Annotated in this window: 12 protein-coding genes; 4 read left to right on the top strand and 8 right to left on the bottom strand. The window is 68.7% G+C overall.

The window, feature by feature from the left end; all coding sequences use genetic code 11:
- Window positions 1–4: 4 nt before the first annotated feature.
- On the bottom strand, window positions 5–556 hold the full coding sequence (gene rsmD / locus FFS52_RS07615) for a 16S rRNA (guanine(966)-N(2))-methyltransferase RsmD (protein ID WP_065629001.1): 552 nt from the start codon (window positions 554–556) through the stop codon (window positions 5–7).
- Between the two features lie 164 nt (window positions 557–720).
- Here rsmD and ectA point away from each other — a divergent pair, with 164 nt between their 5' ends.
- From ectA to FFS52_RS07595, 4 genes are all read left to right on the top strand, one after another.
- Window positions 721–1248 carry a diaminobutyrate acetyltransferase gene (gene ectA / locus FFS52_RS07610; protein ID WP_058250064.1) on the top strand — a complete coding sequence of 176 codons (528 nt, stop codon included), beginning with the start codon at window positions 721–723 and terminating at the stop codon, window positions 1246–1248.
- Between the two features lie 229 nt (window positions 1249–1477).
- Window positions 1478–2749 (top strand): diaminobutyrate--2-oxoglutarate transaminase, encoded by a 1272-nt coding sequence (ectB, locus tag FFS52_RS07605; protein ID WP_058250294.1) that lies wholly within the window; start codon window positions 1478–1480, stop codon window positions 2747–2749.
- Window positions 2746–3177: an ectoine synthase gene (locus tag FFS52_RS07600; protein ID WP_058250063.1), complete on the top strand. Its 432-nt coding sequence runs from the start codon at window positions 2746–2748 to the stop codon at window positions 3175–3177. The genes ectB and FFS52_RS07600 overlap by 4 nt, the downstream gene beginning before the upstream one ends.
- Window positions 3178–3225: 48 nt before the next feature.
- Window positions 3226–4104, top strand: a complete 879-nt coding sequence (locus FFS52_RS07595; protein ID WP_058250062.1) for a Sir2 family NAD-dependent protein deacetylase — start codon at window positions 3226–3228, stop codon at window positions 4102–4104.
- A gap of 7 nt (window positions 4105–4111) precedes the next feature.
- Here FFS52_RS07595 and proB read toward each other — a convergent pair whose 3' ends face one another.
- From proB to FFS52_RS07560, 7 genes are all read right to left on the bottom strand, one after another.
- A complete protein-coding gene (gene proB / locus FFS52_RS07590; protein ID WP_058250061.1) occupies window positions 4112–5263 on the bottom strand; it encodes a glutamate 5-kinase in 1152 nt (383 codons plus the stop codon).
- A complete protein-coding gene (gene obgE / locus FFS52_RS07585) occupies window positions 5260–6729 on the bottom strand; it encodes a GTPase ObgE (protein WP_058250060.1) in 1470 nt (489 codons plus the stop codon). The genes proB and obgE overlap by 4 nt, the downstream gene beginning before the upstream one ends.
- 95 nt (window positions 6730–6824) lie before the next feature.
- Window positions 6825–7088, bottom strand: a complete 264-nt coding sequence (gene rpmA, locus FFS52_RS07580) for a 50S ribosomal protein L27 (protein WP_004019626.1) — start codon at window positions 7086–7088, stop codon at window positions 6825–6827.
- Window positions 7089–7126: 38 nt separating this feature from the next.
- Window positions 7127–7438 (bottom strand): 50S ribosomal protein L21, encoded by a 312-nt coding sequence (gene rplU, locus FFS52_RS07575; RefSeq protein WP_004019625.1) that lies wholly within the window; start codon window positions 7436–7438, stop codon window positions 7127–7129.
- Window positions 7439–7721: 283 nt separating this feature from the next.
- Window positions 7722–11243 carry a translation initiation factor IF-2 N-terminal domain-containing protein gene (locus tag FFS52_RS07570; RefSeq protein WP_137809331.1) on the bottom strand — a complete coding sequence of 1174 codons (3522 nt, stop codon included), beginning with the start codon at window positions 11241–11243 and terminating at the stop codon, window positions 7722–7724.
- Between the two features lie 428 nt (window positions 11244–11671).
- Window positions 11672–12088 carry a nucleoside-diphosphate kinase gene (ndk, locus tag FFS52_RS07565; protein ID WP_058250057.1) on the bottom strand — a complete coding sequence of 139 codons (417 nt, stop codon included), beginning with the start codon at window positions 12086–12088 and terminating at the stop codon, window positions 11672–11674.
- Between the two features lie 38 nt (window positions 12089–12126).
- The gene (locus FFS52_RS07560; protein ID WP_065629007.1) at window positions 12127–12579 is read right to left on the bottom strand and encodes a hypothetical protein; all 453 of its coding nucleotides are present in this window, start codon (window positions 12577–12579) and stop codon (window positions 12127–12129) included.
- Window positions 12580–12793: the final 214 nt, after the last annotated feature.

Below are 12793 nucleotides of genomic sequence, written 5' to 3'. Positions count from 1 at the left end.
CCGGTCAGACCAGGCGGGCGATCTCCACCCGGGTGTCGCCATAGGACTTGTCGACGACCACCTCGTACTCGGATGGCCAGATCTCGCCGGTGGACCGCGTCGAGCGTTCGACGACGATCAGCGCGTCGTCGTCCAGGTGCGACCGCAGCAGCTCCAGGTCCGCGGTGATCCGGTCGGCCCGGAGGTCGTACGGCGGATCGGAGAAGACGAGGCCGAACCGCCGTTCCGCGGCGCCGCCGAGGTAGGCCGACACCGTGCGCGTATGTACGGTGGCGTGCGGGCCCACCCCACAGGCCCGCACGTTGGCGGCGATCGTGACGGCGGCCCGGCGCCCGGAGTCGACGAACGTCGCCCCCGCGGCACCACGCGAGATCGCCTCGAGACCCAGCGCCCCCGAACCCGCGTACAAGTCGAGGACCCAGAGTCCGTCCAGATCGGATCGGGCGGCCAATATGTTGAACACCGATTCGCGAACCCGGTCGGAGGTGGGCCGGGTGCCCTCGCCCGGAACACGCAGTCGGCGCCCACCCAACCGGCCGGCGATGATCCTCGTCATGAGGCCATTCTGCAACCCCGGAAGCCAGCCGAACCAATCCGGAATCACGTCTTTGTGACCCGCTTCACATTGTGTGTCTGAACAGGGACAAGGTAGGCGTTCCGCGGACCAATTTCCGCAGGTACATGACTTCTACGACACGCATTGTTAACGTCGTTTGCGTTATGAGCCCTTCCCAAACAAGAACGGCCCCGACAACAACCCTCACCGTCGATTACCGGGTTCCCACGGTCGACGACGGTATCCGCCTCTGGGAAATCGCTTCGGACTCACAGGTTCTCGACGTCAACTCGAGCTACTCCTATGTGCTGTGGTGCCACGATTTCGCCACCACCTCGATCGTCGCCGAAGTCGATGGCCGCGCAGTCGGTTTCGTCACCGGATACCGGCGGCAGAGCGACCCCTCCACCCTGATGGTCTGGCAGGTCGCCGTCGACGACGAGGTGCGCGGACACGGCATCGCGGCGACCATGCTGCACGAGCTGTTCGACCGCGTCAACCGGCAGGGCATGGTCGCCATGCACACGACGATCAGCCCGGACAACGTCCCGTCCCAACGCCTGTTCGCCTCGGTGGCCAAGGCCCGCGGACTTCGTTTCGAACGTCGAGACCTGTTCGCGGCGAACACATTCCCCGACTCCCACGAGCCGGAAGATCTCTACATGCTCGAGCCGGAGATCCCCGAGCCCTGAGTCCGGCGCGACTCCGATCGTCGTCTTGGACCACCGGGCCGACGCCTCAGATGCGGCACGCGCGCGGCGTTTCCATCTTTCCGACCCCGTAATCGGTTGTCCCGCATGACATCCCGACCAAAGGCCGACCCCAGCCCGTGGGGCTCAGCCGAACCCGGCGATCGCGATGACGCGACCCCGAGCCGGGCACATGAACCCCACGTTGTCACACCAGAAGGAAGCACACGACATGCCACTTCTCGACACCCACATGGACGATTCAGTCTTCACCGCCCACGAATCCGAGGTGCGCAGCTACTGCCGTAACTGGCCGGCTGTGTTCACCACCGCCAAGGGCTCCTACATCACCGATCAGGACGGCCGCGAATACCTCGACTTCTTCGCGGGCGCCGGGTCCTTGAACTACGGCCACAACAACCCGGTCCTGAAGAAGGCCCTCCTGGAGTACATCGAGTCCGACGGCATCACCCACGGTCTCGACATGGCGACCGTCGCCAAGGGGAACTTCATCGAGAAGTTCACCAGCCACATCCTCGAGCCGCGCGGACTCGACTACAAGATCCAGTTCCCCGGCCCGACGGGTACCAATGCCGTCGAGTCGGCACTCAAGCTGGCGCGCAAGGTGACCGGTCGCGAGTCGATCATCAGCTTCACCAACGCCTTCCATGGCATGACGCTCGGATCGCTGTCGGTGACCGGTAACTCGATGAAGCGTGCCGGCGCTGGTGTCCCGCTCGTCCACGCGACGCCCATGCCCTTCGACAACTACTTCGGCGGCGTCATGGAGGACTTCGCCTGGTTCGAGCGTGTGCTCGACGACTCCGGCAGCGGCCTGAACCGCCCGGCGGCGGTCATCGTCGAGACCGTCCAGGGCGAGGGCGGCGTGAACGTCGCTCGTGCCGAGTGGCTGCGGGCCCTCTCCGACCTGTGCCAGCGTCGCGACATCCTGCTGATCGTCGACGATGTCCAGATGGGCTGTGGCCGCACCGGCGAATTCTTCTCGTTCGAGGAAGCCGGCATCAAGCCCGACATCGTCACCCTGTCGAAGTCGATCAGTGGCTACGGACTGCCGTTCGCGCTGACCCTGTTCAAGCCCGAGCTCGACGTGTGGACCCCCGGCGAGCACAACGGCACCTTCCGCGGGAACAACCCGGCCTTCGTGACCGCCGCCAAGGCGATCGAAACCTACTGGGCCGACGACGCGCTGACCCGCGACATCCATGCCAAGGGCGAGCGGATCCACGAGGTCTTCACCGACCTGTGCAAGCGCTACGACGGCATCTCCACCCGTGGGCGTGGCATGGTGCGCGGACTCGCGTTCGAGGACCATACCGCCGCGGGCAAGGTCTGCGCGCAGGCCTTCGGCGCGGGACTCTTGGCCGAGACGTCGGGCCCGTCCGACGAGGTGGTGAAGCTGCTCCCGCCGCTGACCATCTCGCGCGAAGACCTCGACCGCGGCCTGTCCATCCTGTCCGATGCAGTCAAGGAGGTGATCGGATGATCGTCCGAACCACTGAAGAAATCACCGGGACCGACCGCGACGTCGCCGACCCCAAGGGCAACTGGGTCTCCAAGCGCATCATCCTCGGCGGCGACAATGTGGGCTTCTCGTTCCACGAGACCACGATCAAGGCGGGCTCGGTCAACGAGTTCCACTACGCCAACCATGTCGAGGCCGTCTGGCTCGTCGAAGGCACCGGCACGCTCCTCGACCGGGAGACCGGCGAGACCTATCCGCTCGCGCCGGGCACGATGTACCTGCTGAACGGCCACGAGCGGCACACCGTCACCGCCGACACCGAGATGCGCATGCTGTGCGTGTTCAACCCGCCTGTCGTGGGCACCGAAGTCCACGACGAGAACGGCGTGTATCCGCTGGTGACCGTGCCGCAGCCGGCCGGCAAGCACGCGGAGACGCCCGTCACCTGACGGCTCTCGCAGACATCTCCAGTACGCACCCTGCCTATCCTGGGCAGGGTGCGTACTCGTCTCCAGCTCGGCTCCGCCCCGGCCGAACACACCCCCCTCGACGATGACGTCGCGGACCGGATCGCACTGGCCGCCGACATCCTCGCCGGACGCCGTTTCGCGGTTCTGACCGGCGCCGGCATCTCCACCGACTCCGGCATCCCCGACTACCGGAGTCCCGGCTCCCCGCCGCGGACGCCGATGACCCTCGAGATGTTCCTGTCGTCGGCGGACTTCCGACGCCACTACTGGGCGCGCAACCACCTCGGCTGGCGGCACATGGACGCCGCGATCCCCAACCGAGCCCACCTGGCGCTCACCGAACTCCAGCAGCGCGGGTGGATGTCGCGGGTGCTCACCCAGAACGTCGACATGCTGCACACCAAGGCCGGCACCCGCGGGGTCATCGAACTCCACGGATGCTACGGCCGTGTCCGCTGTCTGAACTGCGACTGGCGTATCTCCCGTCACCGGCTCGCCGGACAACTCGAAGAGATCAACACCGAGTTCGCGCGTCGGGTCAGCGGCCGCGGTGCCATCGAAGTCGCGCCGGACGCCGACGCCACCCTGTCCGACACGTCCGACTTCATGATGATCGACTGCCCGAACTGCGGCGGCATCCTGAAGCCCGACATCGTCTACTTCGGCGAGACGGTCACGAAAGACGTTGTGGACGAGGCATATTCAGTGGTCGACGAGGCCGACGCACTGATGGTCGTCGGGTCGTCGCTCACCGTCATGTCCGGCCTGCGATTCGCGCGGCGCGCGCACCGCGCCGGCAAGCCGCTGATCATCGTGAACCGCGGGGTCACCCGTGCCGACGAGATCGCGACCCTGAAGATCGATCACGAGGCCGGGTTCGTGCTCCCGGCGCTGGCGACGTTCTGACCTCTGGTCAGCGGCCCACGACCACCAGATCGTCGGCGTGCACCACCGGGCGCTGTAGTTCGGGCGGAAGATCGCCGGTGGAGCGGCCGACCATCGACGCGATGTCGTCGACGCCGTAGGCCGCGACTCCCCTGGCCCGCACCGTGTCGTACTGGTCGACGAGTTCGACGACGTCGCCCTCGTAGAACCTGCCGGTGACCCCGACGATCCCCGCGGCGAGCAGTGAACGCCGCCTGCGCGACACCGCGTCCACGGCGCCGTCGTCGAGCACGATCCGACCCCGCGCGTCGGCGGCGTGACGCACCCAGAACCGACGCGCGGACAGCCGCTCGGGCCGCGCGGCGAACACCGTGCCCACCGAGGCGTCGGCCAGCGCCTGCGCCGCCGAGGAGGCGGCCGCCAGCAGTACGGGCACGCCGGCATCGGCCGACAAGCGGGCCGCGGCCAGCTTGGAGGCCATGCCACCCGTACCCAGCGCGCCGCCGGAGCCGGCGATCACCCCGTCGAGATCCTCAGGGCCGTTGACCTCGGGTATCAACCGGGCGCGACGGCCGTCGACGTCGACCCGGCGCGGATCACCGTCGTAGAGGCCGTCGACGTCGGAGAGCAGGATGAGCGCATCGGCACCCGACAGGTGGGCGACGAGCGCGGCCAGCCGGTCGTTGTCCCCGAAACGGATCTCGTTGGTGGCCACGGTGTCGTTCTCGTTCACCACCGCCACGGCGCCGAGTGAACGCAGACGGTCAAGTGTTCGTTGGGCATTCGCGTGGTGACCGCGGTTGGAGATGTCGTCGGCGGTGAGCAGTACCTGCCCCACCGTGCGGCCGTAGCGCGCGAACGACGTACCCCACGCATGCGCGAGGGCGAGCTGTCCGACGCTTGCCGCCGCCTGCTTGGTGGCGAGATCCGTGGGTCGCTTCTTGAGTCCGAGCGGGGCGATCCCGGCCCCGATGGCCCCCGAGGACACGACGATCACATCCGACCCGGCCCGCATCCGGGCCTCGAGGGCGTCGGCCAGTGCGTCGAGGCGGTTGCGGTCGAGTCCCTCGGTGAGGTCGGTGAGTGCCGACGACCCGATCTTCACGACCACGCTGCGCGCGTGCGCGATCCGGTCGCGTACCGACCCCTCGTGAACGCGGTCGGCGGAACCGGTGCTCACGGGAGGTCCCGCTCCCCGCCGTCCTCGTCCGGCAGCCCGCGCCGCAGACGACGAGCCTGTTTGCGTTCGGCGGCGCCGACGCGATCGGAGCGATCGAGCCGGATGTCGGTGCCGCGCCCGGTAATCGGGACGTCGTCGCCCATCGGCGTGGACGGTTCCCAGTCGAACGTGACCGCACCGATGGTGACGGGCGCGCCAGGCTGTGCACCGCGCTTCACCAGTTCGTCTTCGACGCCGAGCCGGTTGAGCCGATCGGCGAGGTAACCGACGGCCTCGTCGTTGTCGAACTGCGTCTGCGCGATCCACCGCTCCGGGCGGGAACCGCGGACGATGAAGCCGCCCTCGTTGTCCGGGTCGGTCTCGATCGTGAAGCCGGTGTCGTCGACGGCCTTGGGGCGGATGATCGCGCGCCGAGCGACCTTGGCGGGCTGGGTATCTCGGTATTCGCGCACCATCCGCGCCAGCGCGAAGGTGAGCTCGCGCAGACCTTCGTGGGCGACCGCCGAGATCCGGAACACGGGCCAACCACGTTCGGTCAGTTCGGGTTCGACGAGGTCGGCGAGCTCGGCGGCGTCGGGTACGTCCAGCTTGTTGAGGATCACCACGCGGGGGCGGGAGGCGAGGTCGCCGAGTCCGTGGTCGTCGTCGAGTGCCGGGACGTACGCGGCCAGTTCGGCTTCGAGAGCATCGATGTCGGAGATCGGGTCGCGCCCGGGTTCCAGTGTGGCGCAGTCGACGACATGCGCGAGCACCGCGCAGCGCTCGAGGTGGCGGAGGAACTCGAGGCCGAGCCCGCGGCCGGTCGAGGCGCCCGGGATCAAACCGGGGACGTCGGCGATGGTGAACACATCGCCCGCGGTCTGCACGACCCCGAGGTTCGGGACCAGCGTGGTGAACGGGTAGTCCGCGATCTTCGGCTTGGCGGCCGAGAGCACCGACACCAGGGACGACTTGCCGGCCGACGGGAAACCGACGAGCCCGACGTCGGCGACCGACTTGAGTTCGAGGACGAGCGAACGCTGCTGCCCCTCTTCGCCCAGCAGGGCGAAGCCGGGGGCCTTGCGCGCCTTCGACGCGAGCGCCGCGTTCCCCAGCCCGCCGCGGCCGCCCTGCGCGGCCTCGAAGACCGTCCCCTCGCCGACCAGATCGGCGAGGATCGTGCCGCGCTCGTCGAGGACGACCGTGCCGTCGGGAACCTTGAGGACGAGGTCGCCGCCGGTGGCGCCGTCGCGGTTGTCGCCGGCCCCAGGCTTGCCGTTCGAGGCCTTCGCGTGCGGGTGGAAGTGGAAGTCGAGGAGCGTGTGCACCTGAGGGTCGACGACGAGCCGCACGGACCCGCCGTTGCCGCCGTTGCCGCCGTCGGGTCCGCCGAGAGGCTTGAACTTCTCGCGATGGACCGACGCGCAGCCGTGGCCGCCGTTCCCCGCGGCGACGTGGATGGTCACGCGGTCGACGAACCGAGACATCGAAATCCTTCTTCCGTCAAAAAAGAACAGGGCGGGCGGGGTACGCGATGACCCTGCCCGCCCTGTGTAAGAGCTTGTCGTGCCGGTTGCTCAGGTCAGACCGAAGCGGTTTCCGGGACGATGTTGACCGTCTTGCGGCCACGCTTGGAGCCGAACTCCACCGCGCCCGCGGCGAGCGCGAACAGGGTGTCGTCGCCACCGCGACCGACGTTGACGCCGGGATGGAACTTGGTGCCGCGCTGGCGGACCAGGATCTCACCGGCGCTCACCTGCTGGCCGCCGAAGCGCTTCACGCCGAGTCGCTGGGCGTTGGAATCGCGACCGTTGCGCGAGCTGGACGCGCCCTTCTTGTGTGCCATGTGTCAGTCCTCCTGAGGTCTTCTCGAAGCGGGTCGAACTACTTGATGCCGGTGACCTTGAGGACCGTCAGCTTCTGACGGTGACCCTGGCGCTTGTGGTAGCCGGTCTTGTTCTTGAACTTGTGGATGCGGATCTTGGGGCCCTTGACGTGGTCGACGACCTCGCCGGTGACCGAGATCTTGGCCAGCTTGTCGGCATCGGTGGTCAGGTTCGACCCGTCGACGACCAACGCGACCGGCAGGCTCACCGTGCTGCCGATCTCTCCGTCGATCTTCTCGACCTTCACAGTGTCGCCTTCAGCGACCTTGTACTGCTTACCGCCGGTCTTGACGATCGCGTACGTTGCCATCGAAGTATTCCTCTTACTCGTCTACTCGGACCCTGGGGGCGCGAGCGCTCCTGGGGCGTTTGTGTTGTGCGTGCCGGGGCGGGCCGCAGGGCACCCGGGCATGTGGCCGGGGAAGCTGCGGTTCGCACCAGAGGGCCTGCCGACGGACTACGCACCGTTGCTGTGCCGAAGCGGGCAGAACAGCGCAGACCCTCCGCGGGAGGCGACTTTCCAAGGTTACGGGAACGTCGGCGGTCGGGTCAAACTCGCCCGACCCGGGTCCGGCGCGGCCCGGTCACCCGGGTCAGTCGTCGGCCGGTGGCGGTCCCGCGGGACGGCCCGCGCTGCGCTTGCGCGGCCGGCGCCGTACCGCGACCGCCGCCTCCGAGTTAGCGGCGGAGACCGGACCCGAGGTCGTCACCGGCGTCTCCGCCACGACATCCGCCGCGGTCATCACCACGGTGTCGGGCGGAGTGGTCGTCTGCGCCGGACGCCGGACGACCCGCCGACGACGCCGTGCGGCCGCCGGAGCCTGTCCGTCGGTGGCCGAGCCGACCGGCTCGGGCACCGTCTCGACCGCCGCAGGCTCGGACTCAGCCGATTCCGTCCCAGCCGAATCCGTTCCAGCCGAATCCGTCTCAGCCGGTTCCGTCGCCACCGGATACGGCAGGGTCTCGGTCGGCTCGGCAACAGCGGTGTCCACCCGGCTGTCGGCCGTCTGCTGCGGCGACGAACCCTCGACGACGGGTTTCGCCGCATCCTCGACCCGACTCGTGGTGTCACCGTCGGTGGTCGCGCCGGACTCCTCGCCGTGTTCGTCGTCGTGCGCGTGCGCCGCCATCGCCCGGAACATCGGGTGCTCGGCCGGCTTGTGAGCGGGCGCGACGGCCGGGGCGACTGCCTCCGGTTGCGCGTCGGCCTTCTTCTTGCCTCGACGGGGCCGCTTCGAGCCGGCACCGTCGCCACGCGAAGAGTCGTCGGTCTTCACCTCGACGGGATTCGCGTGCACGATGATGCCTCGACCGCTGCAGGCGGTGCAGGTGGTCGAGAACGCTTCCAGCAGACCGGTTCCCAGACGTTTACGCGTCATCTGGACGAGGCCCAGCGAGGTCACCTCGGACACCTGGTGACGGGTGCGATCACGAGCGAGCGCCTCGGTGAGCCTGCGGAGCACCAGATCCCGGTTCGACTCGAGCACCATGTCGATGAAGTCGACGATGATCATCCCGCCGATGTCGCGCAACCGCATCTGCCGCACGATCTCCTCGGCGGCTTCGAGGTTGTTGCGCGTAACCGTCTCCTCGAGGTTGCCACCCGAGCCGGTGAACTTGCCGGTGTTGACGTCGACGACGGTCATCGCCTCGGTGTGCTCGATGATCAGCGTGCCGCCGGAGGGCAGCCACACCTTGCGGTCGAGCGCCTTCGCGAGCTGCTCGTCGATGCGGTGCACGACGAACGAATCCGGCGCGTCGGCGTGCGGCTTGTCGAATTTCTCGACCCGCTCCATGAGATCCGAGGCCACCGAGCTGACGTAACCCTCGACCAGGTTCCAGGCCTTGTCACCTTCGACGACGAGCTTCTTGAAGTCCTCGTTGAACAGGTCACGGACGACGCGCACCAGGAGGTCGGGCTCCTCGTACAGCGGCTTCGGGCTCGACGACCCGCCCTTCTTGGCCTGGGCCACCGCCTCGTCGATGGACTTCCACTGCGACTCGAGGCGGGCGATGTCGGCACCGAGTTCCTCGGCGCTGACTCCCTCCGACGCGGTGCGGATGATGACCCCGGCCTCGTCGGGGACGAGCTTCGCCAGGATCTGCTTGAGACGTTTGCGCTCGACGTCGGGCAGCTTGCGGCTGATCCCGGTCGACGAACCACCGGGCACGTACACCAGGTAGCGGCCGGCGAGGGAGATCTGCGTGGTCAGACGGGCGCCCTTGTGACCCACCGGGTCCTTGCTGACCTGGACGAGCACGTTGTCGCCGGGCTTGAGCGCCTGCTCGATCTTGCGCGAACCGCCGTCGAGTCCGGCAGCGTCCCAGTTGACCTCACCGGCGTAGAGCACGCCGTTGCGTCCGCGACCGATGTCGACGAATGCGGCTTCCATACCCGGAAGGACGTTCTGGACGCGTCCGAGGTAGATGTTGCCGACCATCGACGACGACGTCGCGGTCGTCACGAAATGCTCGACGAGGACACCGTCCTCGAGGACCGCGACCTGCGTGTAGTCCTCGACCGCGGCGTGCTCGTGCCCGTCGTTGCCGGAGATGCGGCTGTTCGCGCTGCGCTCTCGGACGACCATGACGCGGTCGACCGCCTCACGGCGTGCCAGGAACTCCGACTCGGTCAGGATCGGCGGACGACGCCGGCCGGCATCGCGCCCGTCGCGCCGGCGCTGACGCTTGGCTTCGAGTCGGGTCGACCCCGAGATGCCCTGCACCTCGTCGCGGGCGCGCTTGCTGCGCGGCTCGCGCTCGTGCACCACCGTGTTCGGCGGATCGTCGGGAGACGCCTCATCGGGTTCGCCGCCACCTTTGCGACGGCGACGGCGACGGCGGCGGCGAGTCGACGAGGAGTCACCGGAGTCGTCGTCATCGGATGCGTCTTCGGCGTCGGCGGAGTCGGCATCGTCACCGGACTCGTCGGCGCGGTCGCCCGTGGCGCCGGACGCCTCGGAGTCCTCCGCCTTGTCCGCACCCGAACGACGGCTGCGGCGGCGGGTGCGTTTGCCCGACGGACGGCCCTCCTCCGAGCGCGAGTCCTCGGCCGACTCGTCGGACGTGGTGTCCTCCGAGTCCGTGTCGGCATCGGTTGCCCCGTCACCGGTCGACTCGTCGGCATCGGACGCCTCGGCGTCGGACTCATCCGTGTCCGAATCAGAGTCGCCCCCCTGGTCTCCCCTACCGCGCCCGCGTCCACGACGTCCGCGTCGACGCCGGCGACTCCGGCCCGACCCGGAATCATCAGCGTTGGAATCATCGGCGTTGGAATCATCGGCGTCGTCGGCGCCGGATTCGTCCGGGGTCGAGACGTCGGCGTCCCGGTCGGCCGCAGTCGAATCATCGGCTCTCGACCTGTCCGAGCGGGCGGGCGCGTCCGCTGATGTCGAGGTCGCGGTCTCGGCAGCGACGGACTCGTCTGCCGGGGTGTCCGCCGACTCGTCCTTCGCGCCCGTCTCAGCGCGGGTCTTCGCACGACCCGAGCGGGCGGCGCGGGGCTTGTCGGCCGGGGCCTGAGGCTGCAGGAACAGCGGCTGCGCGCCGGTCGAGGCGTCGGTCTCCGCGGCCGGGGTCGCCACCGGTGCGTCGTACTGGGCGGCCGAGAACAACGTCGGGGCTGCGGTCGGTGCCGCGGGCGAGTCGTCGGCGGTGGTCTGTGCAGCATCCTCGGTCGATGCGACTTCGGCCGTCGGTGCGTCGTCGGCGGGCGCCGCTTCGGCGGACACCGCCTCGGTTGGTGCGGCTTCGACCGATGCCGCCTCGGCCTGTGCCGCGTCCGTCGGCGGGGTGTCGGCAGGGGCCTCGGCCGGCGTCGTGTCGGCAGCGGCGTCAGGCAGAGCCGCGTCGCCGGCCGGGGCGGCCTGCGGCGGCGTCTCGCCGGTCTCGTCGACGCCGGAGCGCACCCGTTCGGCCACGGCTTTCGCCAGGTCACGATCGACGCTGGATTGCGGGCTGCGGGTCTGCACGCCGAGATTCGCCAGGTGAGCCAGAACCTGTCGACTCGTGAGGCCCAGGAAGCGGGCCAGGGCGTGCACACGAAGTTTGCTGGGAAATTCTTCCGCCGATTCCGACGCTGCGTTCGCGTCAGCCGGCGACCCGTTGTCGGTCACTCAGTCTCCTCGAACCCCCGGGCGCGTCGGGCTGACGCGGCCACGCGAGGGTCTGCTCTGTGTCCCGGTCCTCGTCGGACCGGTGTTGTGTGGTCTGCGCGTCGTCGCGGCGGTCCGTCTCACGGGTCGTCTGACGACGCTCTTGCTGTGTCGATGACCGCGTCCCTGATCGCTTTCCACGCCACCGGGCACAGGCGGAACCTGAGTGTTCGCCCGCTGGCAGCAGGGCGAACTCGGTGGGGTCAGCTGCGGTTCCGTGGCGTCGCGGTGCGTCAGTGCCGCACCGCGACGCGCCGGTACCGGGGCGCGTCATCCGGTCGTCGTCGACAAAGTGTGTCGGCGATAACTGTGCAAGTATCCCACACCGCGGTCGGATGACCGCAAAGGATGAGCGTTTGACGTTGCGCGTCGAGCCGAGGCGCTCGCGTTCAGCCCTCGAGTCCGGGGAACCAGAGAGCGATCTCGCGCTGTGCCGATTCGGGCGAATCGGACCCGTGGACCAGGTTGTACTGGGTGTCGAGCGCGAAGTCGGCACGGATCGTTCCGGGCACGGCCTTCTCGACCGGGTCGGTACCGCCGGCGATCTGGCGAAACGCCGCCACCGCGCGGGGCCCCTCGAGAACGGCCGCGACCAGCGGACCGGACGTGATGAACTCGAGCAGCGAGGGGTGGAACGGCTTGCCCTCGTGCTCGGCGTAGTGCCCGCGAGCGACCTCGTCGCTCGCGGTCTTGAGTTCGAGAGCCACCAGGGTCAAGCCCTTGCGCTCGATACGGCTGATGATGTCGCCGACGAGGTTGCGTTCGACGCCGTCCGGCTTGATGAGTACGAGAGTGCGTTCAGTCACGACTGACACCCTATCGACCGGCTACGGTCACGTACCGGTCAGGAGCAGTACTCGCCGGCGACCGGGAAGAAGCCGTAGTCGAAAAGGCTGCCGGTGCGCGAGCGCGGATCGACGACCACCTGCAGACAGCCGCCGGGCGAGGCGAGCGCGCCGGCGAGCGCGAGATCGAACTGTTGCGCCAGACCGAGATTCGCGGGCCGGTACTGGGCGGGCACCGGGAGGCTGGCGATGGCCTCGGGCGCCTTCATGGTCGCGGCACGCTGGGTGATCTCGTGGGTGGCGACATAGCTGTACTCCCCCGGACCGACGGGAACAGGTGCGTCCGCGGCGGGTATGAGGTTCGCGATCCCGATGGGTGCCTGGTCCTGCTCCGGTTCGGCCGCCGCCGTGGCCGGGACGGTCAGTGCGAGCGCCGCGCCCGCGAGGACGACGACGGGGAGCACGGGGCGTCGGGTTCGGGCGGAGGTGGTCCGGAAGAGCTGGAACTGCACGTATGTCCTCACATCGGGTGTCTCGAGAAGGGGTTCGACAAGCTGCGAGGATCGACTTGTCGGCCCCCGCGGCATGGGCCATTGTTACAGCAAGCCCACCTGGCCGCCCGGGTTCGGCGATAACGGTCCGGCCACAGGTCTTGCGGCCACCAAACCCCGCCCTGAGCAACGAGAACACCGCTGGTCGGACAGCCGGCGGCGAGACGGCCGTGGC

Origin of the sequence: Gordonia sp. ALPHA1B1 (genome assembly GCF_005502615.1) — a bacterium.
GTDB classification, from domain to species: Bacteria; Actinomycetota; Actinomycetes; order Mycobacteriales; family Mycobacteriaceae; genus Gordonia; species Gordonia hongkongensis.
This window is presented reverse-complemented; position numbering and strand designations above follow the sequence as displayed.

Coding starts and splice junctions, on each gene's coding strand:
- rpmA (WP_004019626.1), bottom strand. CDS start 7,088: ATGGCACACAAGAAGGGCGCGTCCAGCTCGCGCAACGGTCGCGATTCC.
- ectA (WP_058250064.1), top strand. CDS start 721: ATGAGCCCTTCCCAAACAAGAACGGCCCCGACAACAACCCTCACCGTC.
- FFS52_RS07600 (WP_058250063.1), top strand. CDS start 2,746: ATGATCGTCCGAACCACTGAAGAAATCACCGGGACCGACCGCGACGTC.
- rplU (WP_004019625.1), bottom strand. CDS start 7,438: ATGGCAACGTACGCGATCGTCAAGACCGGCGGTAAGCAGTACAAGGTC.
- rsmD (WP_065629001.1), bottom strand. CDS start 556: ATGACGAGGATCATCGCCGGCCGGTTGGGTGGGCGCCGACTGCGTGTT.
- ectB (WP_058250294.1), top strand. CDS start 1,478: ATGCCACTTCTCGACACCCACATGGACGATTCAGTCTTCACCGCCCAC.
- obgE (WP_058250060.1), bottom strand. CDS start 6,729: ATGTCTCGGTTCGTCGACCGCGTGACCATCCACGTCGCCGCGGGGAAC.